24 protein-coding genes are annotated in these 25,188 nt (G+C 27.5%); 22 read left to right on the top strand and 2 right to left on the bottom strand.

Going from position 1 to position 25,188, the window contains the following annotated elements; all coding sequences use genetic code 11:
• The 8 genes from AELL_RS08835 to AELL_RS08800 all read left to right on the top strand — a co-directional run bounded on the left by AELL_RS08835 (position 1) and on the right by AELL_RS08800 (position 10,053).
• Positions 1 to 402, top strand: a complete 402-nt coding sequence (locus AELL_RS08835) for an allophanate hydrolase-related protein (RefSeq protein WP_118917594.1) — start codon at positions 1 to 3, stop codon at positions 400 to 402.
• On the top strand, positions 384 to 710 hold the full coding sequence (locus tag AELL_RS08830) for a DMT family transporter (protein ID WP_020848122.1): 327 nt from the start codon (positions 384 to 386) through the stop codon (positions 708 to 710). Before AELL_RS08835 ends, AELL_RS08830 begins: the two co-directional genes overlap by 19 nt.
• Positions 711 to 770: 60 nt before the next feature.
• A complete protein-coding gene (locus tag AELL_RS08825; protein ID WP_118917593.1) occupies positions 771 to 2,006 on the top strand; it encodes a BaiN/RdsA family NAD(P)/FAD-dependent oxidoreductase in 1,236 nt (411 codons plus the stop codon).
• 71 nt (positions 2,007 to 2,077) lie between these two features.
• On the top strand, positions 2,078 to 3,907 hold the full coding sequence (locus AELL_RS08820) for a type I restriction-modification system subunit M (RefSeq protein WP_118917592.1): 1,830 nt from the start codon (positions 2,078 to 2,080) through the stop codon (positions 3,905 to 3,907).
• On the top strand, positions 3,907 to 5,232 hold the full coding sequence (locus AELL_RS08815) for a restriction endonuclease subunit S (protein WP_118917591.1): 1,326 nt from the start codon (positions 3,907 to 3,909) through the stop codon (positions 5,230 to 5,232). Before AELL_RS08820 ends, AELL_RS08815 begins: the two co-directional genes overlap by 1 nt.
• 17 nt (positions 5,233 to 5,249) lie before the next feature.
• On the top strand, positions 5,250 to 6,278 hold the full coding sequence (locus AELL_RS08810; protein ID WP_118917590.1) for a PDDEXK nuclease domain-containing protein: 1,029 nt from the start codon (positions 5,250 to 5,252) through the stop codon (positions 6,276 to 6,278).
• A 3-nt stretch (positions 6,279 to 6,281) separates the two neighbouring features.
• Positions 6,282 to 9,251 carry a type I restriction endonuclease subunit R gene (locus tag AELL_RS08805; RefSeq protein ID WP_118917589.1) on the top strand — a complete coding sequence of 990 codons (2,970 nt, stop codon included), beginning with the start codon at positions 6,282 to 6,284 and terminating at the stop codon, positions 9,249 to 9,251.
• 16 nt (positions 9,252 to 9,267) lie between these two features.
• Complete coding sequence (locus AELL_RS08800) at positions 9,268 to 10,053, top strand: lipase family protein (protein ID WP_192941187.1); 786 nt, start codon at positions 9,268 to 9,270, stop codon at positions 10,051 to 10,053.
• Positions 10,054 to 10,062: 9 nt separating this feature from the next.
• Here the strand turns inward: AELL_RS08800 and AELL_RS08795 are convergent, their stop codons facing one another.
• Together AELL_RS08795 and AELL_RS08790 are read right to left on the bottom strand one after the other, a co-directional pair.
• Positions 10,063 to 12,048 carry a methyl-accepting chemotaxis protein gene (locus tag AELL_RS08795; protein WP_118917587.1) on the bottom strand — a complete coding sequence of 662 codons (1,986 nt, stop codon included), beginning with the start codon at positions 12,046 to 12,048 and terminating at the stop codon, positions 10,063 to 10,065.
• Positions 12,049 to 12,169: 121 nt separating this feature from the next.
• Positions 12,170 to 12,814, bottom strand: coding sequence for a hypothetical protein (locus tag AELL_RS08790; RefSeq protein ID WP_118917586.1), 645 nt, complete (start codon positions 12,812 to 12,814; stop codon positions 12,170 to 12,172).
• Positions 12,815 to 12,905: 91 nt separating this feature from the next.
• Between AELL_RS08790 and AELL_RS08785 the strand changes: the two genes are divergently transcribed.
• The 14 genes from AELL_RS08785 to AELL_RS08715 all read left to right on the top strand — a co-directional run bounded on the left by AELL_RS08785 (position 12,906) and on the right by AELL_RS08715 (position 25,120).
• Entirely contained in the window at positions 12,906 to 13,298 is a 393-nt protein-coding gene (locus AELL_RS08785) for a NifB/NifX family molybdenum-iron cluster-binding protein (protein ID WP_118917585.1), read from the top strand.
• A 120-nt stretch (positions 13,299 to 13,418) separates the two neighbouring features.
• Positions 13,419 to 14,237, top strand: coding sequence for a hydrogenase nickel incorporation protein HypB (gene hypB, locus AELL_RS08780; protein WP_118917584.1), 819 nt, complete (start codon positions 13,419 to 13,421; stop codon positions 14,235 to 14,237).
• 123 nt (positions 14,238 to 14,360) lie between these two features.
• On the top strand, positions 14,361 to 14,642 hold the full coding sequence (locus AELL_RS08775) for a HypC/HybG/HupF family hydrogenase formation chaperone (protein WP_118917583.1): 282 nt from the start codon (positions 14,361 to 14,363) through the stop codon (positions 14,640 to 14,642).
• An 11-nt stretch (positions 14,643 to 14,653) separates the two neighbouring features.
• Positions 14,654 to 15,778 (top strand): hydrogenase formation protein HypD, encoded by a 1,125-nt coding sequence (gene hypD / locus AELL_RS08770; RefSeq protein WP_118917582.1) that lies wholly within the window; start codon positions 14,654 to 14,656, stop codon positions 15,776 to 15,778.
• A 9-nt stretch (positions 15,779 to 15,787) separates the two neighbouring features.
• A complete protein-coding gene (locus AELL_RS08765; protein ID WP_118917581.1) occupies positions 15,788 to 16,144 on the top strand; it encodes a nucleotide pyrophosphohydrolase in 357 nt (118 codons plus the stop codon).
• Positions 16,145 to 17,143 (top strand): hydrogenase expression/formation protein HypE, encoded by a 999-nt coding sequence (gene hypE / locus AELL_RS08760; protein ID WP_118917580.1) that lies wholly within the window; start codon positions 16,145 to 16,147, stop codon positions 17,141 to 17,143. It begins immediately after the preceding gene.
• Between the two features lie 43 nt (positions 17,144 to 17,186).
• A complete protein-coding gene (hypA, locus tag AELL_RS08755; RefSeq protein WP_118917579.1) occupies positions 17,187 to 17,528 on the top strand; it encodes a hydrogenase/urease nickel incorporation protein HypA in 342 nt (113 codons plus the stop codon).
• Between the two features lie 92 nt (positions 17,529 to 17,620).
• Positions 17,621 to 18,925: a sensor domain-containing diguanylate cyclase gene (locus tag AELL_RS08750; protein WP_118917578.1), complete on the top strand. Its 1,305-nt coding sequence runs from the start codon at positions 17,621 to 17,623 to the stop codon at positions 18,923 to 18,925.
• An 82-nt stretch (positions 18,926 to 19,007) separates the two neighbouring features.
• A complete protein-coding gene (locus AELL_RS08745) occupies positions 19,008 to 19,421 on the top strand; it encodes a TerB family tellurite resistance protein (RefSeq protein ID WP_118917577.1) in 414 nt (137 codons plus the stop codon).
• A gap of 50 nt (positions 19,422 to 19,471) precedes the next feature.
• Positions 19,472 to 19,672 (top strand): hypothetical protein, encoded by a 201-nt coding sequence (locus AELL_RS08740; RefSeq protein ID WP_118917576.1) that lies wholly within the window; start codon positions 19,472 to 19,474, stop codon positions 19,670 to 19,672.
• Positions 19,665 to 19,874 carry a hypothetical protein gene (locus AELL_RS08735; RefSeq protein ID WP_118917575.1) on the top strand — a complete coding sequence of 70 codons (210 nt, stop codon included), beginning with the start codon at positions 19,665 to 19,667 and terminating at the stop codon, positions 19,872 to 19,874. Before AELL_RS08740 ends, AELL_RS08735 begins: the two co-directional genes overlap by 8 nt.
• 430 nt (positions 19,875 to 20,304) lie before the next feature.
• Positions 20,305 to 22,152: a primosomal protein N' gene (locus AELL_RS08725; protein WP_118917574.1), complete on the top strand. Its 1,848-nt coding sequence runs from the start codon at positions 20,305 to 20,307 to the stop codon at positions 22,150 to 22,152.
• Positions 22,153 to 22,210: 58 nt separating this feature from the next.
• A complete protein-coding gene (locus AELL_RS08720) occupies positions 22,211 to 23,398 on the top strand; it encodes a tetrahydrodipicolinate N-succinyltransferase N-terminal domain-containing protein (protein ID WP_118917573.1) in 1,188 nt (395 codons plus the stop codon).
• A 120-nt stretch (positions 23,399 to 23,518) separates the two neighbouring features.
• Positions 23,519 to 25,120: an oleate hydratase gene (locus AELL_RS08715; protein ID WP_192941186.1), complete on the top strand. Its 1,602-nt coding sequence runs from the start codon at positions 23,519 to 23,521 to the stop codon at positions 25,118 to 25,120.
• Positions 25,121 to 25,188 lie beyond the last annotated feature (68 nt).

Raw genomic sequence — 25,188 nt, 5'->3', positions numbered from 1 at the left:
ATGAATGAAAATGAGATTTTAATAGGTGTTTGTGGAGCTCATATGAGTAGTTTGCCTTTAAATTGGCAATTAACTGAGCTTGATGCAACTTTTGTAAAAAAGTGTAAAACAAAAAAAGGTTATAGACTTTTTTTACTTGAAAACAAAACTCCAATCAGACCTGGTATGATTTATGATAGTTCTGTTAAAAGCCAATTAGAGCTTGAAGTTTGGTCTATGAAAGTAGAAAACTTTGGAAAGTTTATGAAACAAATAGCAAGTCCACTTGGAATAGGAACTGTTTTTCTAGAAGATGAAAGTAGTGTTTATGGCTTTTTATGTGAAGCAGATTATGTAAAAAACTCAAAAGAGATAACAAGTTTAGGAAGCTGGAGAAACTTCTTATGTCAGCAACAACAGTAGCTTGGATTTATCTTTTTATAGCTGGACTTCTTGAAGCTTTTTGGGCAATTGGTTTGAAATATAGTGAAGGTTTTTCAAAACCAATTCCTACTATCTTGACTTTATGTTTGGTAGTTTCAAGTTTTTTCCTTCTTTCAAAAGCGATGAAAGTATTACCAGTTAGTTTTACTTATGCAATTTGGTGTGCAATAGGAATAGTTAGTTTGGTTTTAATAGAGTATTTTTATCTAAATGGTGTTTTGAATTTTCAAAAAATCATCTCTATACTTTTTATTTTGATTGGAATTGTAGGCTTAAAAATATCATAGTATTAAGAAGATGCACTTAAAGCTTTATATATAATACGAAAAAAATATAAAGAGATTAATTTGAATGATATTTATGATTGTATAGTACTTGGTGGTGGACCTGCTGGAATTTTAGCAAGTATTAGTTGTGCTAGTGAAAAGAACTCGGTTTTACTTCTTGAAAAACTTCCAAAAATTGCAGCTAAATTAAAAGCTACTGGTGGAGGGAAATGTAATCTTACAAATACTTTATCAACTGAAGAGTTTATGGCAAAGTTTGGTAAAAATGGTCGTTTTATGAGTCATGCTTTGGAAGTTTTTAATGCAACTGACTTAAGAGATTTTTTTGCTAAAATTGGAGTTGAAACAATAGCTAGGGATGGTTTTAGAGTATTTCCTGTAAATCACAGTTCAAGTATAATTTTAAGTGCTTTAGATGAAGAACTAAAAAGAGTTGGTGTAGATGTTGAATGTTCAGTTGCTATTGAAACTATAAAAAAAGAAGAAGATATTTTTATCATAACTTCAAAAGACAAAACCTATAAATCAAAAAATATCATCATAGCAACTGGAGGTTTGGGTTATCCAATTCTTGGTGCAACTGGTGATGGATATATCTATGCAAAAGATTTTGGTCACAGTATTACTTCAACTCATCCAGCTATGATGCCACTAATGACAAAAGAGAAAAACTTTGCTTCTTGTAAAGCTGATACAATCGCAAAAGCTATCTTAAAAGTTAATATTCCAAAGTATAAAAATTTAAAACTTGTAGGTGATTTGATTTTCACAAAAGAGGGTTTAAGAGGTCCAGTTATTTTGGATTTTGCTAGAGAAATTACTCCTATTTTAGAAAAATACAATGAAGTTCCACTTTTGATAAACTTTTTAAAAGGTAAAAATGAAGAAGAGATTTTTTCTCATCTAAAGAATGAAATAGCAAAAAATCCAACACATACTATCTTAGAAAATTTAGAAACTCTACTAGCAACAAGTGTAGCAACTGAAATTTTAAATATTTGTGAAATTGATACAAGTTTACGATTTAAACAAATTGAAGGGTTTAAAAGAGAAAAATTAGTTAAAACTTTGGCTTGGACACCTTTTACAATCATAGGTCATGAGGGATTTAAAAATGCTATGATTACAAGAGGTGGAGTAGAACTAAAAGAGATAGATTCAAAAACTATGCAAAGTAAAATAATAGATGGTTTGTACTTTTGTGGGGAAGTTGTAAATATAGATGGACCTTGTGGCGGATATAATCTCCAATGGTCTTTTTCTAGCGGCTTTTTAGCAGGAAAATTGGGAAAATAATAAAAAAATAACTTTATATTTACTTCTAAAACAATATAATAAATACTAATTAATGAAAAAGAGAATAAATAGTGATAAATTTCAACGATAAAATAAATCTAATATGGCAAATAGCAGAGAGTTTAAGGGGAGTTTACAAACCTGAAAAATATGGTGATGTAATCTTACCTATGTGTGTAATCAAAAGATTTGACGAGATAATCTCTGAAAAAAAAGAGGATATTTTAAAAGCTTATAATTTATATAAAAATATTCCTGAACAGTCCCAAGAAGAACTTATCAAAACAGAACTTGATGGGCTTGATTTTTACAATATTTCAGCTTTTGGTTTTGATAATTTATGTGATGACCAAGACCATTTAAAAGAGAACTTCATAGCTTATTTACAAGGTTTTTCTTCAAATATTAAAGATATTATCGCTCACTTTGATTTCAACAAAGACATAGACAAACTAGCAAAAAACAATCAACTTTATCATGTAATACAAGAGTTTAAAAACGTAGATTTGCACCCAAATAGAGTGGATAATCAAACTATGGGTTATATCTTTGAAGAGCTTATAAGAAAGTTCAAAGAAAATGCAGAAGCAGGAGACCACTACACACCAAGGGAAGTAATCGAACTTTGTATGAAAATGCTTTTTATGGGGAAAAGTGATGAGATAAAAACAAAAGGGAAAGTTATCTCAATAGCTGACTTTTGTTGTGGAACGGGAGGCATGTTATCTGTTGGGCAAAAGTATATTTTAGAGCAGAACAAAGATGCCAAAGTAGAACTATACGGACAAGAGATAAACGACGAATCTTATGCGATTTGTAAAGCTGATATGCTTATAAAAGGGCAAGATACAAACAACATAGTTTTTGGAAATACACTAACAGATGATGGACACAAAGGTAAACATTATCGGTATTTGATTTCAAATCCACCTTTTGGAGTGCAGTGGAAAAAAGAGCAAAGTTATGTAACAACTGAACACACAACTTATGGATTTGCAGGAAGATTTGGTGCAGGAGTTCCTAGAGTTAGTGATGGTTCGCTTCTTTTTTTACAAAATATGATAAGTAAAATGGTAGATGATGAAAACGGAAGTCGAATAGCTATCATCTTCAATGGTTCACCTCTTTTTACAGGTGATGCAGGTGGAGGTGAGAGTAATATCCGAAAATGGATAATCGAATCTGATATGTTAGAAGGAATCATCTCACTTCCAACTGACCTTTTTTATAATACGGGAATTTCTACTTATATTTGGGTACTTACAAATAAAAAAGAGGAAAAAAGAAGAGGAAAAATAGAGCTTGTAAATGCAAGTGATTTTTCAAAGCCTATGAGAAAATCCCTTGGAAGCAAAAGAAAGTTTATAGATAAAACACAAATAGATGAAATAGAAAAAATCTATCAAACTTTTCAAGAGTCAAAATATTCAAAAATCTTTGATAATAGTGATTTTGGATATACAAAAATCACAATTGAACGACCAAAAAATCTTGAAGAGTTAAAAGATGATGAGAAGTTTGAAAGCTTGGATAAAAAAGAGGAAATAGCAAAAGTTTTACAAAAAATAGAAGATGAAAAAATAGAGTTTAGTTCACGAAATGAATTTGTAAAATACCTAAAAATCAAACTAAAACCAACAGAACTAAACCTACTAATAGCAAAAGATACAGAGTCAATACCTCTTAAAAAAGATATAAAAGAGTATTTTAAAGAAGAGGTAAAACCTCACTTGGTTTCAGCTTGGATGGATGAAAGTACATTTGAAAATATTGGATATGAAATACCCTTTACAAGACACTTTTATGAGTACAAAAAACTTGAAAGTTTTGAAGATATTATGAAAGAAATTAGAGAACTAGAATCAAGTATAAATGATGATTTAAAAGAGTTATTAGCCTAATGAAATATCGTATTAGAGAACAAAATGAACTAAAACCAAGTGGTGTCGAGTGGTTGGGGGATATTCCAAAAGATTGGGAATATCATAAAAATAAATATATTTTTAAAAGAATTAGTAATAATGTAGGTGATAATTATGACAATTATAAAGTATTATCATTAACTTTAAATGGTGTTATAGAAAGAAATATGAATAATATGGGAAAAATGCCAAGTAGCTTTAGTATATACCAAATTGTTGAAAAAGATTCATTAATTTTATGTTTATTTGATATTGATGTAACACCTAGAATAATTGGATATGTTAATACACAAGGAATTATTTCATCTGCCTATACAAATTTGATTGTAAAAAATTTGTATTCAAAATATTATTACTATTGGTTTTTAACACTAAATAATCAGAATATTTTATTGAACTATACAAAAAGTTTGAGAAATACAATTAATAATGAAAATTTTATGAGTTTAGAAAGTTTAGTTTGTTCTTTTTTTGAACAACAAAAAATAGCAAATTTTTTAGATGAAAAAAGCAAAATCTTTGATGAAGCTATTTTAAAAAAAGAGCAACTTATCTCAAAACTAGAACTAGCAAAACAATCTTTGATAAGTGAAGTTGTAACGGGAAAACTAAAAATAGTTGAACAAAACTCAAAACTTCAAACTATCAAAAGAGAAGAAAATGAACTGAAATCAAGTGGTGTAGAGTGGTTGGGTGATATTCCTAAAGATTGGAAATTAACAAAGTTGAAGTATTTAGGAGATGCTATTATTGGACTAACTTATTCTCCTACTGATGTTGTTGATAAAAATGAAGGTATATTAGTTTTAAGGTCATCTAATGTTCAAAATAAAAGAATAACTTTTGAAGATAATGTTTATGTTAAAAGTGTAATCCCTAAAAAATTATTAACAAAAATTGATGATATCTTAATTTGTTCACGAAATGGAAGTAGAAATTTAATTGGAAAAAATGCCTTAATAACGGAAAAATCACAAGATTTGACATTTGGTGCTTTTATGACAATTTTTCGGTCAAAGTATAATAAGTATTTATTTTACATATTTAATTCTGATATATTTGAAGCACAATCAGCAAGTTTTTTATCATCTACAATTAATCAATTAACAACAGGGAATTTAAATAATTTTAAAATTGTTTTACCATCATTAGAAGAACAACAAAAAATATCAAAATACCTAGATGAAAAACTTATCCATTTTGATAATACTATTGAAAAAACAAAACAGAGTATCACAAAACTAAAAGAGGCAAAAGAGGCATTTATTAGCCAAACAGTTACAGGGAAAATCGAAGTTTTATAATAAAAAAGGAGTCAAATTTGAGTGAACTAATAGAAAATAAAAACTTAGTTGTTGAATTGAAATCTTTAATAGCATCTACAAAAGAACAAGTTGCTATTAGTGTAAATTCATCTTTGACTTTGATGTATTGGCAAATAGGTTTTAAAATCAATGAAGATATACTTAAAAACTCAAGGGCAGATTATGGAAATGAGATTGTACACTCAGTGAGTAGACAATTGGTAGCAGAGTTTGGAAGTAGTTTTTCAAAAAGAAATATTTTTCATATGATTAAATTTTATAAAGTTTTTAGTGATGAAAAGATTGTGTACTCACTGAGTACACAATTGACATGGACACATATAAGAAGTTTAATAACAATTGAAGATGAGTTAAAAAGAACATTTTATATAGAAATGGCAAAACTTGATAAGTGGAGTACAAGAACTCTAAATGATAGAATTGACTCAATGTTATATGAAAGAACAGTTTTATCAAAAAAGCCTGATGAACTTATATCTTATGAAATAGAAAAACTAAAAGAGGGAGTTGTAACTCCTAATATGGTTTTAAAAGACCCTTATGTTTTAGACTTTTTAGAACTAAATGATAGATATTTGGAAAAAGATTTAGAAGATGCGATTTTAAGAGATATTGAAAACTTTATTTTGGAGCTTGGAAATGGATTTTCTTTTATAGCACGACAAAAAAGAGTTCAAATTGGAGAAGATGACTTTTATATAGATTTACTTTTTTATAATCGAAAACTAAAAAGACTTATAGCACTTGATTTAAAGCTAGGAAAATTTAAAGCAGAGTATAAAGGGCAAATGGAGTTGTATTTGAAATACTTAGAAAAGTATGAAAAAGAAGAAGATGAAAACACACCTTTGGGAATCATACTTTGTAGTGATAAAAATCAAGAACAAATAGAACTTCTTGAACTAGAAAAAAGTGATATTCATGTGGCTAAATATCTTACGATTTTGCCACCAAAAGAGGAGTTTGAAAAACGACTTCATAAAGCAATCCAAAACGCAAAAGAAAAGTATCAAATCAAAGGTTAGAATATGGCACATATAAAAGAAAAAGATATAGAAGAAGCGATTCAAAATTCACTTATAAAAAGTGGGTTTGCCCAAAGTGTTAGTAGTGATTTTGATAGAAAAAGTTGTATAAATAAAATAGAACTTTTTAGATTCTTAGAAACAACTCAAAGTGAGCTTTTGGAAGAGTTTAAAAAATTTCGTCCTACAAACTGGGAAGAAAAACTTCTTGATATGATTGATACGAATATCAAACAAAAAGGTTTGATAAGAGTTTTAAGAGAAGGTGTTGAAGATTACTCTTTATCTTCAAATTTAAGGCTTGTTTATTTTAAACCAAACAACAATAAAAATCAAGAAACACTAAAGCTTTATAACTCAAATATCTTTTCACTAACACGCCAACTTTACTTTGAAGAGAGTGCTAAAACTTCTATCGATTTGGTAATTTTTTTAAATGGTTTTCCAATAGTTGTAATTGAATTAAAAAATAAATTTACTGGACAAAATATTGAAAATGGAAAAGAGCAATTTAAACTTGATAGAAGTTATCGAAGTAAACTAAGTGAATTTAACACAAGAACATTGATATATTTTGCAGTTGATAATGATGAAGTAAGTATGACAACTGAGCTTAAAGGAGAAGATACTTTCTTTTTACCATTTAATAAAGGTTTTGAGCAAGGTGCTGGAAATCCAATAGTTGAAGGAAAATTTAGAACTTATTACTTATGGGAAGAGATTTTGCTTCAAGATTCACTTTTAGATATTTTTAGAAATTTTTATTTTATTCAAGAAGATGAAAAAGACCCAAACAAAAAAATAGCAATATTTCCAAGATACCATCAACTTGATGTTGTAAAAAAAGTAGAAAAAAGAGTTAAAGAGGAAAAACAAGGGAAAAAATATCTAATCCAACATAGTGCAGGAAGTGGAAAAACAAACTCTATTTCGTGGTTGGCTCATAGACTTTCAAAACTTCACGATGAAAACGAAAATCTTATTTTTGATAGTGTGATAGTTATAACTGATAGAAAAGTTTTAGATAAACAGTTACAAGATGCTATTTATCAACTTGATAAAACAAAAGGAATCGTTGTAAAAATAGATAAAAATAAAAACTCAAATGATTTAGCTCTTGCGTTGCAAAAGAAAGCAAAGATTATCATAACAACTATTCAAAAATTTGCCTATGCTTATAAAAAAATAGATAGTTTAGATAAAAATAATTATGCAATTATTATAGATGAAGCACACTCTAGTACAAGTGGAGAAAATATAAATTATTTGAAATTAGCACTTAGTGGAAAAGATTTGGATGAGGCAAAAGAGTTTGATAAAAAATACGAAACAAATAGTGAAGATGATGTAAATAAAATGCTTGAAGCTATCACAGATACAAGGCATTTGAGCTTTTTTGCATTTACAGCAACTCCAAAAGATAAAACTATGCAAATTTTTGGAAGAGTTGGTGATGATGGAAAACCACATGAATTTCATCTTTATTCTATGCGACAAGCTATTGAAGAGGGATTTATACTTGACCCACTTAAAAACTATATGATAAGTGATACATATTTTAAAATAGGAAAAAAGATAAAAGATAATCCAATCTTTGAAAAAAGAGGAGCAAATAAAGCTATTGGAAGTTTTATAAATCTACATGAACATAATATCAAACAAAAAGTAGAAACTATTGTTGAAGATTTTATGACAAATAGAGTTTTTTGGCTAAAAAACAGAGCTAAAGCGATGGTAGTTACGAGTTCAAGACTTCATGCATTAAAATATAAATTGGCTTTTGATGAATATTTAGCAACACATTATCCAAGTGTTAAATCTCTTATTGCCTTTTCAGGAGAACTAGAAATTGATGAAGTTAAATACACTGAAGAGAGTCTAAATGCTATAAAAGAGAGTGAACTACCTGAGGTTTTTGATAGCGTTGATAGTATTAAGTTTTTGATTGTTGCTGATAAATACCAAACAGGTTTTGACCAGCCAAAACTTTGTGCTATGTATGTGGATAAAATGCTAAATGGTGTAACAGCAGTTCAAACTCTTTCAAGACTTAATAGAGTTACAAAAAACAAAGATAATACTTTTGTATTGGATTTTGTAAATGATGTTGATACGATAAGAGACTCTTTTAGTAGATATTATACAAGTTCAAATATTGAAGAAATGACAGACCCAAATATTGTATTTGAGTTTTATCATAAAATTGATGAGTTTCATATCTGTTATGAAGAAGAGGTTAAAGAGTATTGTAAACTTTATTTAAAAGAGCAAAGAGATTCAAATGATATAGCAAATATGGATAATCTTGTAAATGTAGCAATAGAGCGATTTAAAAAGATAAAAGAGATTGAAAAACAAGATGAATTTAAGACTTATGTTATTAAGTTTTTTAGAGCTTATAATTTTTTAATACAGATTTATCCTATTAAAAAAACAGCACTTTATGAGATGTATATTTATCTTGGTGGGCTTATTAAAAAATTTCCAAAAGATATGATAAGTAAAGTTGAACTTGATAATTTACTTAGCCTTGATTTTTATAAACTAAAAAGAATGAATGGTGATGAAACAAACGGAGAAGATATATCTTTACAAAAGGGTGATGAAAAAGATTTAAAAGGTTTTTCATCAGGTGGAAGTAGAAAAAAAGAGAAAGAAGAGGTTGATTTAAATAGTTTAATTCAAAGAATTAATGATTTATTTGGACTTGATTTAAGTGATGAGGATAGATTGGCTTTTTTTGACCAACCGCTTGAAGCACATAAACAAAATGAAGATTTAAAAGATATAGCAAAAGTAAATAGTTATGAAGAGTTTGAAGAACAGTTTAAAAAAGGGTATTTTTTGAAAATGATATTGGATAAAAGAAGTACAAATGAGGAGATTTTTAATAAGATTTTTACAGATAACTCTTTTAAATCATATTTAGTAGAAAATATGTCTAAGGAATTGTATAGACATTTTAATTCGTAGAAACACAATGAAAAGTTTGACTAAAGAAATAGTAGATGAAACAAACATCTTTTTAAAATTATCTCAATTAGCCTATTTTGATGATATAAGTAGAGTTGAAAATGAAATAAAAACAAAATATGCTTATGATGAAGTTTATTTTTTTGATAAAAAAAATCACAAAAAGATTTCAAATAATCTTTTAAAAAAGATATTTTTTAAACTTAGGTCAAAGTATGATTTAATCGATTTGCAATTTATCGTTGCCATAAAAAAATCAAAAGAAAATGAAAAAGGGCAAATTTCTATTATATTTAGGGGAAGTCAAGAAAAAGAGGATTGGCTTACAAATTTTAGTTTAAAATACTCTACTCATAATAAATTTAAAAAGTGTGTACATTCAGGATTTTATAGAAGTTTCAAAATTTTTAGAAAATCAGTTAAATCAAAAAAAGATGATAGACAAATAGATTTTTTAGCAGATATTCAATTTATAAATAATAACTATGAACTCTTTTTATGTGGGCATAGTTTAGGTGGAGCCATAGCAACTATAGTTGGATGTTATTTTTATGATGAGGGAATAAACAAAAAAAATCTCTCTATTTTTACTTTTGGAGCTCCTCCAATTGCAAAAAAAGAGTTTTGTGACTATTATGAAAATAGTTTTAAGATTTTTCGTTTTGTAAATAAAGAAGACCCAGTTCCAAATATTACAAAGTTTACAAAACTAGAACATATAGGAAAAACTATTTTATTAAATACAAAAGAGGTGAATTTTCACTCTTTGAAAGATTATGAAAAGATATTAAAAAATTTGTAAGGACAAGTTTTAAAAACTTGCCCATTCATCATCGTCAGTTGTTGTTGATTTTATCTCTTTTGTAGGTTTATTAACTACTGTTTCTTTTGTTTCTGGTTGTTTTTTCAAGTTAGGTTTTTTGATATTCAAAATTGATTGATTTACACTACTATCGTCTAAAGTTTTAGCTTTTACTTCATCTTTTCCTATAAACTCTTTTGCATTTGCATTTGAAACAATAAGTTTAGCAATAGTATCTGTTTGTGTTGCAACACTATATGTTTGTGAAGCTATTTGTGCATTTTGTTGAGTTTGTTGGTCTAAAGAGTTAATTGCATGATTTATTTGTTCAATTCCAGCAAGTTGCTCTTTACTTGATGATTCAACACCTTTTATTAAATCAATAGTTTGAACAATACTTTCATTTAATGCTTTATACCCACTTATCATATCTTCAGAGATTTTTTTACCTTGGTCAGCTTTTTTTGTAGCATTTTCAACTAATTCTTTTATCTCTTTAGCAGCTTCTGCACTTCGTGAAGCTAGATTTCTAACCTCTTGAGCAACAACAGCAAAACCTTTTCCAGCTTCACCAGCAGTTGCAGCTTCAACAGCAGCATTTAAAGATAAAATATTTGTTTGGAAAGCAATTTGGTCAATTACAGTTATGGCTTCATTTATTGCATTTACTTCTCTATCAATTTCATTCATAGCTTCAGTTGTTTGGCTTGCAAGTGTTTCACCTTTTGTTACAGAGTTTGTAACACTTGAAGCTAATCTTGACATTTGAACAATGTTATCTGTGTTATTTGAAATATTGCTAGAAATCTCTTCTACTGCAGCAGCTGTTTCTTCTAAAGCGGCCGCAGCTTCATTTGAGTTTTTGTTTAAAACATCTACATTTGTTAATAAAATTTCACTACTTTTATCTAGTGTTAAACCATTTGATTTATTTTCAACAAGCATTCCATTTATAATATCAGCTAAGTTATTTAATCCAACAGTAACACCACTATTACAACCTTTGATTCTATGTGTAAAATCAAGTTTTGCATATCTTTCTAGGGCATAAGAGATATCATTGATATTTGTACAAACTCTTAGTTGTAAACTTTGCATCATTTCATTGATATGAACTCTAAGTTTTTCCATACTTTCTGATTCAACTTTATTATCAAGTCTTTTGCTTAGATAACCATTTTTAACGACTTGAGCCATTTCATTTATTTCAGCTAAAAATTTATTATCAGAATCAATAGTTGTTTTTGTTTTTCTAATATTTTCATTTACAACTTTTGCCATATTTCCAAATTCATCAGTTGAACTATCATCTAACATTTCAACAGAAGAACTCTCTTTATTTACATAACCAAAGAAACTCAATAATCCTTTTTGGAAATTATTTAAAGAATTAATTAATTGATTTGATAAAATAAGTGAAAAAGTAACAAAAAATAGTATAGATATTATTGCAATAATAACTAAAACATTATCCATAGTTTTATCTGCTGAATTTTTTAACTCAATAGCATTTTCATTTATATGAGATAATTTTTTTTCAAGCTCTAATCCTATTTCTACCATCTCTTTTATGATAGCTTTAATCTCTTCATTTTCTTTTAAAATATCGTTATTATATTCTTTGATTTTTTTAGAATAAAACTTATCAAAACTATTTATATAACTTTTTGATAAATCTGTAATTTCATTAGCTAAATCAATATTTTCTTTTTCAGTTAATTTAGGTTTTAGAGCTTTTACATACTCATCAAATTTTTTAAACTCATCTCTTACGCTTTGTGCGCTTTGTTCAGTTGGAATTCTTAAAAATTGATAAACAGAGATACGACCCTTTAAAAGTTGTTGTACAAATAAATCAGTTTGAGAAGCAACATGAATTCTTCCATTTGAAACACCATTGAAATAACTATAAACTAATGCTGATACAATAACAATAATGATAAATGATATTGGTAAAAGTAGAAGTTTCTTTTTTGTAGAGAAATTTTTTAACACAAGAAGCCCTTTGTAGAAAAAATAAAATAATCAAGCAATCTATAGAAAAGAAACATAAATATAGCTTAAATGGTAAAGAAAAATTTATGTTTTTTATAAAAAAATATTATCCGAAAATATTCTAATTATGAAAAAATAATTTATTTAATATAATTATTTGTTCTTCTTTTGGGTAGTTAAATTTGAATTCATACTCTTTTAGATAAAAAAAGAAGTTGTTTTCATCTATTCCTTTGTATTTTCTCAAATTTGTTTCAAGATATTTCCAAAATAGATTTAATTTTGTTTGATGAGAATTTTTAGAGTGAATTTTATACCAATTTAGATATTGAATAAATCCATCTTCCATATCAAAAGCACGATTTCCAACCTTTGGCATTAAAAGTGTATAAACTCTTTCATTTGAGTAAAAACCTATTATATTAACTGCTTCACTTAAAGATTTTCTTTTTTTCTTTTTTTCTCTTTCTTTAATATAATAAAACTCTTCATACTCAGTATAGTCTTTTATTGAGTTATGGTATTCCTCTTCTAAAAAAATAGCTATTTTTTTCCTAAATAAATCAAATCTATCTTTTACAGTTTTATAGTTTAGTTCTAGTTCTTTTGAAGTTTCAAGGGCATTTTTATCTTCACAAAACTCTTTTATTATAGTTTTGTCTTTTTCTATTTTTTTTAGAGATAATTTTTTTGCACAAGTTTTACATTTGATATAATCATTAGCTAAGGAATAAAAAGAAATATTGTTACAGTTTGGGCAAATCATGGTTTTATTTTAGCATTTTTATATTATAAATAGATATTGATGGAGTGATAATTGCATACTTCAAATAAAAAAATAATCAAAGGTGGTAAAAATGAAAATAGCAATTCCAGTAAAAGATGAGAATTTGACATTTTTTAGTAATGCAGGACATACTCCAAAGTTTGCAATTTATGAATTAAGTGGAACGGGGATGTTTCGTTCATTTAATCTAAATTCAATAATAAAAAATCCAAGAACAGATATTGACCACGACCATGCTGAGGAAGACCATGAGTGTAATCATGGACACTATGATGAAGAACATATAAAAGAACACAATAAAATGGGTATTGCTTTAAAAGATTGTAGTTATATTGTAGTTAAAAAGGCTTGTAAAAATACAGCAAACTCTTTTACTTCTCAAGGTATAAAACTTGTAAAATACAATGGTGAAGCATTAGATGTAAATATTATATTAAAAGAGACTTCTAGTTCTTTTAAATAAGAATTGTTCTAAAAATATATAAGTGATTAAGTTTTGTCAGATATGATTTAGACTTTTTGGGTTAAACTATTTAAAATGAATAAATATTCACAAAAATAGTTTAAACAAAAAGGAAATAATATGTGTAAAGATTGCGGTTGTACAATAGCAGGACAAGAATATCATCACCATCACGATGAACATGAGCATGGAATTGTTCATGACCATGACCATCCACATGATAATATGCTTTGGAGTGCCTCACACCAAGCAGCTCACGAAACTCTACATCATAACCCACAACTAAATGATGCAAAAACAATCTCTGTAATCAAAAAAATCTTAGATAAAAATGACCATGAAGCATCTCACAATAGAGCTCATTTTGACCAACATAAAGTTTTAGGAATAAATCTTATGTCAAGTCCTGGAAGTGGGAAAACTACACTTTTAGAAAATCTAGCTGATATGGTGGATTTTAAATTTGCAGTTGTTGAGGGAGACTTAGAAACTTCAAGGGATGCAGATAGATTAAAAGCAAAAGGAATAAATGCTGTTCAAATACAAACAGGAAGTGCTTGTCACTTAGATGCATTTATGGTTCATAAAGGTTTACACGATATCTCTTTAGATGATATTGATGTTTGTTTTGTGGAAAATGTAGGAAATCTTGTATGTCCAGCATCTTATGATGTGGGAACACACTTAAATATTGTTTTAGTTTCAGTTCCTGAGGGAGAAGATAAAATAGCAAAATATCCAGTTATGTTTAGAAGTGCTGATTTAATACTTATTACAAAAACAGATTTACTTCCATATTTTGATTATGATATTGAAAAGGAGAAGATGGAAGCTAGAAAACTAAAACCAAATGTGGATATTTTAGAAGTAAATATTAAAGATAAACAATCACTTCAAAACGTAATTGATTGGATTAATTTCAAAAGAAAGATGAGATGATATTTGTAAAATCAATTTCATTCATTTAGGCTTCACGGTGGGTACCCAAAAATCAAAGATTTTTACCCTTCCGTTGCAGAATCATTCATAAAATTGTTTTACAAATAAAAGGAGAATAAAAGGATGTGTTTATCAATACCATCAAAAATAAAAAGTATAGATACAGAGATGAATACTTGTGTAGTTGATACTATGGGAGTTGAAAGAAGTGCTAGTTTAGATTTAATTGACCAAGATGTAAAAATTGGAGATTATGTTTTAATTCATATTGGTTTTGCTATGAATAAAATAGATGAAGAGGATGCTTTGGAATCACTCAAAGTTTACCAAGAAATCATAGATAAAATGGAAGAGAACGACCGCTTAGCAGCTATTGAAGAACCTGAAAACTGTCCAAATAAATAAAGTAACATAATATGGAAAAAGAACTACAACTAAAAGATTTATATGATGGTTTTAGAGATGCTAAAACCATAAAAGCATTTAAACAAATCATTGATGAAGAGCTAAAAGATTATGATGGGATTATAAATATTATGGAAGTGTGTGGTGGACATACCCACACTATTATGAAGTATGGAATCCCACAATTAATAAATAAAAAAATAAACTTCATCCATGGACCTGGCTGTCCTGTTTGTGTAATGCCAAAGGATAGAATAGATAGTGCTTATGAGTTGTGTTTACAAAAAGATGTAATACTTGTAACACTTGGAGATATGATAAAAGTTCCAGGAAGTAAGGGAAGTTTACAAAATGCAAGAAGCCAAGGTGCTGATGTAAGATTTGTTTATTCTCCAATGGATTGTTTAAAAATAGCAGATGAGAACAAAGATAAAACAGTAGTATTTTTTGCAATTGGTTTTGAAACAACAACTCCAATGACTTGTGCATTACTAGAGCAAGTAATTAAAAACGATATAAAAAACATCTTATTTCATATAAACCATATTACAGTTCCAGAAGTGATGCAAGTTTTAGTTCAAGATGAAAACTGTAAAATTGATGCTTTTTTAGGACCATCACATGTTAGTGTTATAAGTGGAAGTAAAATATATGAAGAGTTTCCAAGAGATTATAATAAACCAGTTGTTGTAAGTGGATTTGAACCAGTAGATGTGATGCAAAGTATCTCTATGATAGTAAAACAGTTCAAAGAAAAAAGAGCAAATTTAGAAGTAGAATATAAACGACTTGTTTCTTATGAGGGAAATCTAAAAGCACAAGAACTAATAAACAAATACTTTAAAAAAGTTCCTTTTAAATTCAGAGGAATTGGAGAAGTAGAAAATAGTGGTTATGAACTAAAAGATGAGTTTGATAAGTATAATGCAAAAATAGTATATAAAGAGATACTTCCAACACAAGAAGTAAAAGAGAATAAAGCTTGTAAATGTCCTGAGATTTTAAAAGGAGTTGCAAAACCAACTGACTGTAAAATCTTTGGAAATGTATGTACTCCAACAAACCCTATTGGTTCTTGTATGGTTAGTAGCGAGGGTGCTTGTAGTGCTTATTATAAGTATGGGAATTTACTATAAAGAGATAACATGGATATAGAACAAATAAAACAACGAATACAAAAATTTTCAGATGATAGAAATTGGGAGAGTTTTCACAATCCAAAAAATCTAGTTATGGCATTAAATGGAGAAGTTGGTGAATTAAATGAGATTTTCCAATGGCTAAATTTTGAAGAATGTATGAACTTACCAGAAGATGTGAAAGAACATACAAAAGAAGAGGTTGCTGATATTGCTATTTATCTTATAAGAATTTGTATGAAGTTAGATATTGACTTAGAAGATGCCATCATGAATAAAATGACAAAAAATGAAAAAAAATATCCAGTTGAAACATCACAAGGTGGAAGTAAAAAGTATAGTAAAAGTAGGGAAGATAAATAAATGACAAAAACAATAACACTAGCGCATGGAAATGGTGGAGCTGAAAACAATGAACTTATAACTAAAGTATTTTACAATGCTTTTAAAAATGAGATATTAGAAAAAAGTGAAGATGCAGCAGTTATAGAAAATGGAAAACTTGCTTTTAGTACAGATAGTTTTACAGTTAGTCCACTTTTTTTTAATGGAGCAAATATAGGAAAACTTTCCATTTGTGGAACTTGCAATGACTTAGCTATGATGGGAGCAAAGCCAAAATATCTTACTTGTTCAGTTATTATTGAAGAGGGGTTTGAAGTTGAACAACTTGAAATCATAGTAAACTCAATGAAAGAAGAGTTAGCAAAAAATGACGCGATTATTGTAAGTGGAGATACAAAGGTAGTACCACGTGGTGCAGTTGATAAAATCTTCATAAATACTACTGGTATTGGAGAGATACTTTATAGTGGAATAAGCTCAAACAATATTACACAAGATGACTTAATACTTGTAAGCAGAGATATAGGAGCTCATGGAGCTACAATATTCACTGCACGTGAGGGTATGGATATGCACTCAAATTTAAAAAGTGATTGTAACTCTTTATATCCTCAAGTAAAAGCTTTAATTGACTCAGGGATTAAAATAACAGCTCTTAGAGATGCCACAAGAGGTGGAGTTAGTGCAGTGTTAAATGAATGGGCAAAACAATCAAATATTTGTATAGAAATAGAAGAAGAGAATATTCCAGTTAGTGATGAGGTAAAAGGAATTTGTGAAATGTTAGGTTTTGAAGCTACAAATTTAGCAAATGAGGGAACATTTGTACTTGCAATTCCTAAAAATGATGCAGCACATGCAATAGAAGTTTTACATAAATTTGAAGAGGCTTCAAATGCTTGTATTATTGGAAAAGTTACTTCTCAATATCCACAAAAAGTTATTTTAAATAGTTCTTGGGGAACAAAAAGATTTTTAGATACACCAACTGGTGAACTTCTTCCAAGGATTTGTTAATTGGTTCCTTTAATAAATGGAACATTTTTAAAGGAGAAATTTTATGCATGAGTATAGTGTAGTTCAATCATTATTGGAAAGCTGTGAAGAACACGCAAGGGCAAATGAAGCAAAAAAAGTTACAAAAGTAGTTGTTAAAATTGGAGTTTTAAGTGGAGTTGAGCCTGATTTACTTCAAACTGCTTTTGATACTTTTAAAGAACAAACAGTCTGTCATGATGCACAGTTTATAATAAATCATCAAAAAATAGTTATTGAATGTTTTGATTGTAATACCCAATCAACTTTAGAAAAACATGAGTTTTGCTGTCCAAAATGTGAAAGTGTAAATATCAAAGTAATTGATGGCGAAGATATGTATCTGATGAGTTTAGAAATGGACTAGAAATTATTTTTTATTAATAATATCAAAATAGTACTATTTTCTAATAAATTTATGATATTATTTTTTTATTGTGTCTATCATAAAGGAGTCACATGAAAAAAATAACATTGGAAAGATTACTATATAGAAAATATTTAAAAACATCTTTTATATCTATCCTTTTTATTGGTTTGTTTTTAATATCTTTTTATTTTATTGTTAATAAAAATGTTGTAAATAAAAGTAAAGAACTAATTTTAAATAACCTCGAAACTTTTGTTGCTTTGATGGTAAATAATCAAACAAAAATAAAAACTGAACAATTTTTAGAGTATCTCTCTTCTAAAACTTTTCCTTATGATGGCAAAATATTAATTTTCGATGAGAAAGGGAAAATTGAATTTGTAGATGAAGAGATAAAAAAACTATTGAAAATCAATGAACAAGATAATATTTTAAAAAATAGTAATTATAAAATAAATTACTATTTTAAAGATATTATAGATGAAAAAAGAATTGATAAAATAGTTTTAGAAAACAAAAATTATTTACTTTTCCCAAAAAAAATATCAAATTCTTCTTTTTATTTAGTTTGTATAGTAGATGAAAAAAATATATTAAAAGAGATAAATACTTTAATTGAATATTGTAAAAATTTAGAGTATGTATTGATTACGGGAATATTGATTTTTTATCTATTATCTTTTTTTTATATATCTTTTAATGCTAAAAATTTTGTTTATAAAATCAATAAACCTTTGTCTAAAATAGTTGCATTTACAAAAGTTTATGGTAAAAAAGATACTCCTTTAGAGCTTGAACCATGTGGTATTTTTGAAATTGATAGTTTAAGTTCAAACTTTAAAAAAATGCTAGAAGAGTTAGATAACAGAACTAAAAAATTAATTATCGAAGAGACAAAACGAGCTTATCATGAAAGTCTTGCAAATACTGATGCTTTGACAGGTGTATATAATAGAAGATATCTTTATACTTTTTCAGAACAATATTTGAAAATAGTAAAAAGAGAGAATAAAAATCTTGCTTTACTTATATTGGATTTAGATGATTTTAAAAAAATCAATGATACTTTTGGTCATGAAATAGGGGATTTAGTAATAAAACAGTTAGTGGAAATTGCTAAAAATTCTATAAGAGAAAATGATTTGATTGTAAGATTTGGAGGAGATGAATTTATTATTTTATTACCAAATACACAAATTGAACAAGCAAAAACTGTTGCTTTAAAAATTATTGATAAAATTGATGAATATAATAAAGATAAAGAGTTTAATTTTACTATAAGTGTTGGAGTTTCAAGTTATCAAAAGGGTGATGAAACTATTGATAACTTGATATCAAGAGCAGATGATGCTTTATATCAGGCAAAAAAACTAGGAAAAAATTGTATTGTATGATTTAACAGAAAAATATTATTTATAGATTGTTAACTTATTTTTATTATAATATCAAGATATATATAATTTAGGAAATTTATAAATGTTATTAATGAAATTAGAATCAAAAGAGAAGTTTTCATTTTTGCAATTAGCTCACTATTTAGCAAGAATTGATAATAAATTTGGAGAGAGAGAAGAAGAGATTATTTCTGAATATTGCACAGAAATGGGAATTGAAAATTTGGATTCTTTTGATATGCAAACTTTTAGTTTAGATAAAATATTAAATGATTTTAAATCAGAAAAAAGTAAAAGAATAGTAATTTTAGAACTAATGATTTTAATTCATATTGACCACAGTTTTAATATAAATGAACAAATATTGATGGAAAAGATATCACAAAGTTTTGGTATAGATTTAGATGATGTAAATGACTATTCTCAATGGGGAAAATCAGTTGCTATGTTATATGAAGTTGCAAAAATATTTATAAATGAGAAAAAAAAGGTTTAATAACAATTTTTTAAACTAAAATAATAAGAAATTTTGGATAAAATCTTATTATGGAAATAATAGAAACATTAAATAGTAAAATTGATAAATTAATTCACGACTATGATAAGATAAAACTTGAAAATCAAGCATTGATTCAAGAATTAGAAAATCTAAAAAATGAAAATGATGAATTAGTGCGAAATAATCAAGATATGTTTTTAAGAATTGACAGTACATTGACATTAATAAAGGCACAAAAGGGTGAATAGAGAAGTTACTTTTCATATAAACAATATGGCTTATACTGTAAATGTTAATGATAATATATACAAAGAATTAAGTAAATATTTGGATTTAAGTAAAAACAACGATACAAAAGATTTGTTGATTGCTTATCTTCATTTATCTCAAGAATATCATCTTTTTAAAAAAGATGTTGAAGAGATTACCAATAAACTAGCAAGGTTTTAAAAATTAAAAGTTTTTCTTTATTAGAGATTATTATAGCAATAGTACTTATAGCTATAATAGGCTCTTTTGCTATTCCAAAATTTACACAAATAAATGATAAAACTTATCTTTCAACTTTAAAATCTCAATTTTCTTTAATTCAAGTAGGAATAACTAAACAAAAAAGTAAAAATGTACTTTTATCAAATTCTGATGAATTACTCTCTTTAGATGAAGCATCAATAGATAAAAAAAATGAAGAACTTTTTTCAAAAGTTATAGAATTTCCAATAATTTCAACAAATTCAAATGAAAAAAAGCTTGGAAATTGGGCAAAACTTTCATCTAAAAGTTATAGTTTTTATTTACCTTCAAGTTCTGTTTTATTTGCTCTTGAAAATGGGAATTTTGTTTGTAAAAGTGAAGAGAATATTTGTAAAGAGGTAGAATAGTGTATTTTTATGAAGTTGCAATTTTAAGGTCACCTTTAAATAATTTAACATATCAAAGTGAAAATAAAATTGAAATTGGAACAAAGGTTTTAATAAAACTAAGACAACGAAAGGTTTTAGATGAAGCTGTAATCATAAAGGAAGTTGAAGAACCAACTTTTAAATGTAGTGATATAAATGAAATCACAAATGAATTTTATGATGAAAAAATGCTTCAAATTTCATCTTTTGTTTCTCAATATTATGTTTGTTCACTTGGTGAAGCTTTAAGTGTTTATAACGCTTTTGATAAAAATATAAACAAAATTGAAATAGAAGAAAAATTTGACAGTAAAATAGTTTTATCTCCTTTACAAGAAAAAGCAAAAGAGTTTTTAAAAGAGAAAAAACAAGCACTTTTATTTGCAAATACAGGTGCAGGAAAAACAGAGATTTATATAAAAAGTATTGAAGAACATCTAAATTTAGATGAACAAGCTGTTTTATTGATGCCTGAAATTTCTTTGACTCCTCAAATGCAAAAAAGATTAGAAAAAGTTTTTGGGAAAAGTGTAGCTATTTGGCACTCAAAAATTACTAAAAAAAAGAAAGTAGAGATTTTAAAAGGTTTACAAGAAGGAAGTATAAAACTAATAGCAGGTGCTAGATCTGCACTTTTTTTACCTTATTCAAACCTTGGAGTAATTGTAGTTGATGAAGAGAATGATGACTCATATAAAAGTGATTCAAAACCAAGATTTCACACAAAAGATTTAGCAATTTATATAGCAAAAAAGTTTGAGTTACAACTTATACTTGGAAGTGCTACTGTATCAACAAGCTCTTTTCATAAAATTCCATTTTTTAGACTTGATGAGACTTATCACAAAACAAAAAAACTATATAGTTTTGAAGATAGTGATGCAAATTTATCTCCAAAAATTATAGACAAAATAGATAAAACTCTAAAAAGTAATAATCAAGTAATTGTATTTTTACCAACAAGGGCAAATTTTAAATATCAGATTTGTACAACTTGTGGAAAATCTGTTGAGTGTCCATTTTGTTCTGTTTCTATGAGTTTACATAAAAATGATTTGGCTTTAAAATGCCACTATTGTGGATATACTCAAAAAATTCCTGATTCTTGCCCCTCTTGTAATAGTGGAATTATTCATAATTTAAGAGTTGGAACTGCTCAAATTGAAGAGGAGTTAAAACTAATATTTCCTGCTAAAACTATTAAAAGATTTGATAGAGATGAGATAAAAACTGATAATCAATTAAAAACAGTTTTAAATGATTTTAATGATGGAAAAATAGATATCCTTGTTGGAACTCAAATGCTTTCAAAAGGGCATGATTATCACAATGTAAAACTTGCTGTTGTTTTAGGAATTGATTCTGTTTTAAATATGAATTCATATAAAGCAAGGGAAAAAGCTCTCTCATTACTTATTCAAATAGCAGGACGAAGTGGAAGAAGTGGAGAAGGTGAAGTTATAATTCAAACAAAAAATCAAGAATTTTTTAATCACTACTTAAATGAGTCAAATTATTTAGAGTTTTTAGAAGAAGAACTTGAATTTAGAAAAGATTTTTATCCACCATTTTTAAAACTTGCAAAAATTATATTTTCCCATTCTAATGGACTTAAAGTTAAAGATGAAATGGATTTTTATGTAAAACTTTTCAAAGAAAATAAAGATATTGAAGTCGTTGGATTTGGTCAAAGTCCTATTTTTAAAATGTCAAATAAATATAGATATGAGATACTTTTACGTTCCTCAAATATTAAAGCATTACTTCAAGCTTTACACTCAGTTCAAACAGCAAATGCCATTATTGATATGGATACAATTTATTAATTAACCTAAAATTAGTCAACTTTATTGTAAAATACGGCAAAAATTAATAGGAGAACTAATGGCTTATACAAAAGATGAATTTAAACAATTAGTAGATGATATTCAATCACAATCTTGGTACAAAAATCCAATTGGATTTGGTATTGCAAAGGTTGATAGAGGACAAATAAATAAAGATAAAATACTTCAAGCAACTTTCCCTGTAATAAATTGGAATGAAAATTTTGGAAGTGCAGCAGTATTTTTAAATGCTTTAAAAGTTGCTGGAGTTGATGTTGATACATCAAAATCAGAATTAGTATGCAAAATTTCAGATGAATTTTTAACTTCTTGTATTGAAGCTTTTAGACCATTTATTCCAGAAGCAAAAGGTGATGCACATAAAAATGTTCAAGTTGTTTCAACTTTAGCTTCACTTCCAATAGATTCAGGATTAAGTGCTGATGATTATAGAGTTGTATTTATTTTTGAAGATGTAGCACCTGAAAGTACAGAAGCTGTATATTTAAAACTTTATGCACTTTCAACTGGAAAAGCAGCATTAAGAAGTCTTAACTTAAATGGTGCATTTGGAAAATTACACAACTGCGCTTGGATTGGAAATCAACCAATTGAATTAGATTGGTTAAGAGCAAATGAGATTGTATTAAAACTTTCAGGAAAATATCCAAATATTGATTTTGTTGATAAATTCCCAAGATTCTTACAACACATAATCCCTGCTGATAATACAAGAATTTTAGAGTCTTCAAAAGTTAGAATGGGAGCACAATTAGCTGCTGGAACTACAGTTATGCCAGGTGCTGCTTATATTAACTTCAATGCTGGAACTTTAGGTTCAGTTATGGTTGAAGGAAGAATCTCTTCAAGTGCTGTTGTTGGAGCTGGTTCAGATGTTGGAGGAGGAGCTTCAATTTTAGGAGTTTTATCTGGAACTGATGGTGTACCTGTTACTATTGGAGAAAACACACTTTTAGGAGCAAACTCTTGTACAGGAACAACTATTGGTGATGGTTGTATTTTAGATGCGGGGGTTACAATTCTTCCTGGAACTAAAATCGCATTATCTGATAAAGCTGTTGAGCAATTAAAAGAGATTAACCCAGGTAAAACTATTACTAATGTTATGAAAGGTAGTGATTTTATTGGAGTAAATGGAGTTCACTTTAGAGTTAACTCAAGCACTGGTCAAACTATTGCTATGAGAAGTACAAGAGAAGTTAAGTTAAACGCTGATTTACACTAATCTTTTATTTTATATTTTTAAAAAGGCAAGGAACATTTTGTTTCTTGCCTTTTTTTATGGTCAAAAAATAAGTATAATGACCTATTAAAGAAATAAAAATTCTATCTAAAGGAAAATATTATGGGTAGGGGAAAAAAGATAAGTACAATAAATACAAAAGTTTATTTAGTAGGAAGTGGAATATCTTCTCTTGCAAGTGCAGTTTATCTTATAAAAGATGCAAATATTAAACCTAATAATATTTTTATTTTAGAACAGAGTGATATTTCAGGTGGTGCTTGTGATGGAGCAGGGGATGAAGAGAACGGTTTTGTGATTCGTGGTGGAAGAATGCATGAAGAGCATTATAATTGTTATTGGGATTTACTTTCAAATATTCCTTCGTATGATAACCCAAATATTTCAGTTAAAGATGAAACTTTTGAGTTTAATAAAAGATTTGTTTCTAATGAACAAGCAAGGTTGTTAAGAAAAGGTCAAAAAATTGATGTATCAAGTTATGGATTATCTTTAGTTGACCAAGCAGATTTATTAAAACTTCTTTTTACTCCTGAATCTATGTTGGACACTTTAAAAATCGAAGAGTGGTTTGGTGCTGATTTTTTCAAAACAAATTTTTGGTATATTTGGTCAACAACATTTGCTTTTCAAAAATATAGTAGTTTAATAGAGTGCAGAAGATATATGAAAAGATTTATTCATTTAGTTGATGGTTTAAATAGACTAGGTGGAATAATGAGAACAAAATATAATCAATACCACTCTGTTATTTTGCCAATCAAAAGATATTTAATTAATTTAGGTGTAAATTTTGAAATGAATACACAAGTTGTTGATATTGATTTTTTTATAGAAGAAGAGAAAAAAAGTGCAACAACTTTACATATATTAAGAGATAATCAAAAAGAAAAAATAGAGTTAGATGATGACTCTTTTATTTTTATAACAAATGGTTCAATAACTGATAGTTCGGACCAAGGAAGTTGGACAAAAGCACCAACTTTAAAAGATAAGTCAAGTTCAGCTTCTTGGAAACTTTGGGAAAATATAGCAAAAAAAGACTCCTCTTTTGGTAATCCTTCAGTTTTTTGTGACCATATTGATTTACAAAAATGGTATTCCTTTACAGCAACACTAAAAGATAGCACTTTTCATGATTATATGGAAAACTTTTCAGGAAATGTAGATGGAACAGGAGGTTTAGTAACTATGATTGATTCAAATTGGATGATGTCAATTGTAATTGCAAGACAACCACACTTTCCAAATCAGTCAAAAGATGTAAAAATATTTTGGGGATATGGTTTGTATCCTGATAAAGAGGGTAATTTTATTAAGAAAAAAATGTCTGATTGTAATGGAAAAGAGATTTTAGAAGAACTTTTTTATCATCTAAATATTCAAGATATTATGACTCCAATTATAAAAGAAGGAAAAATAAATTGTATTCCAGTTTCTATGCCTTTTATAGATAGTTTGTTTATGCCAAGAAGTTTAGGTGATAGACCAAAAGTTATACCTTCAAATGCAACTAATTTTGCTTTCTTAGGGCAATTTACAGAAGTTGAAGATGATTGTGTTTTTACAGTTGAATATTCAGTTAGAACTGCACAAATGGCAGTTTATGGATTATTTAAAACTAATAAAGAGGTAAAACCTGTTTATGATTCAATTCATAACCCAAAATATTTATTAAAAGCCATTAAGAGTTTTAGCTCTTAAAAATAAGAGCTATTACATAAACTCTAATCAACATATAACCACATATATCGTATAATCCCATCCTTAAA

It is taken from the genome of Arcobacter ellisii (assembly GCF_003544915.1).
GTDB lineage: Bacteria > Campylobacterota > Campylobacteria > Campylobacterales > Arcobacteraceae > Aliarcobacter > Aliarcobacter ellisii.
The sequence above is the reverse complement of the archived record's forward strand: the minus strand, read 5'-3'. Positions and strand labels throughout refer to the sequence as shown.

Excerpts from the sequence above, each read along its gene's own strand:
- AELL_RS08815 (WP_118917591.1), top strand. The coding sequence starts at position 3,907 with ATGAAATATCGTATTAGAGAACAAAATGAACTAAAACCAAGTGGTGTC.
- AELL_RS08745 (WP_118917577.1), top strand. The coding sequence starts at position 19,008 with ATGTTATTAATGAAATTAGAATCAAAAGAGAAGTTTTCATTTTTGCAA.
- AELL_RS08750 (WP_118917578.1), top strand. The coding sequence starts at position 17,621 with ATGAAAAAAATAACATTGGAAAGATTACTATATAGAAAATATTTAAAA.
- AELL_RS08835 (WP_118917594.1), top strand. The coding sequence starts at position 1 with ATGAATGAAAATGAGATTTTAATAGGTGTTTGTGGAGCTCATATGAGT.
- hypD (WP_118917582.1), top strand. The coding sequence starts at position 14,654 with ATGGAAAAAGAACTACAACTAAAAGATTTATATGATGGTTTTAGAGAT.
- hypB (WP_118917584.1), top strand. The coding sequence starts at position 13,419 with ATGTGTAAAGATTGCGGTTGTACAATAGCAGGACAAGAATATCATCAC.
- hypA (WP_118917579.1), top strand. The coding sequence starts at position 17,187 with ATGCATGAGTATAGTGTAGTTCAATCATTATTGGAAAGCTGTGAAGAA.
- AELL_RS08830 (WP_020848122.1), top strand. The coding sequence starts at position 384 with ATGTCAGCAACAACAGTAGCTTGGATTTATCTTTTTATAGCTGGACTT.
- AELL_RS08785 (WP_118917585.1), top strand. The coding sequence starts at position 12,906 with ATGAAAATAGCAATTCCAGTAAAAGATGAGAATTTGACATTTTTTAGT.
- AELL_RS08715 (WP_192941186.1), top strand. The coding sequence starts at position 23,519 with ATGGGTAGGGGAAAAAAGATAAGTACAATAAATACAAAAGTTTATTTA.
- AELL_RS08765 (WP_118917581.1), top strand. The coding sequence starts at position 15,788 with ATGGATATAGAACAAATAAAACAACGAATACAAAAATTTTCAGATGAT.
- AELL_RS08775 (WP_118917583.1), top strand. The coding sequence starts at position 14,361 with ATGTGTTTATCAATACCATCAAAAATAAAAAGTATAGATACAGAGATG.
- AELL_RS08790 (WP_118917586.1), bottom strand. The coding sequence starts at position 12,814 with ATGATTTGCCCAAACTGTAACAATATTTCTTTTTATTCCTTAGCTAAT.
- AELL_RS08740 (WP_118917576.1), top strand. The coding sequence starts at position 19,472 with ATGGAAATAATAGAAACATTAAATAGTAAAATTGATAAATTAATTCAC.
- AELL_RS08805 (WP_118917589.1), top strand. The coding sequence starts at position 6,282 with ATGGCACATATAAAAGAAAAAGATATAGAAGAAGCGATTCAAAATTCA.
- hypE (WP_118917580.1), top strand. The coding sequence starts at position 16,145 with ATGACAAAAACAATAACACTAGCGCATGGAAATGGTGGAGCTGAAAAC.
- AELL_RS08720 (WP_118917573.1), top strand. The coding sequence starts at position 22,211 with ATGGCTTATACAAAAGATGAATTTAAACAATTAGTAGATGATATTCAA.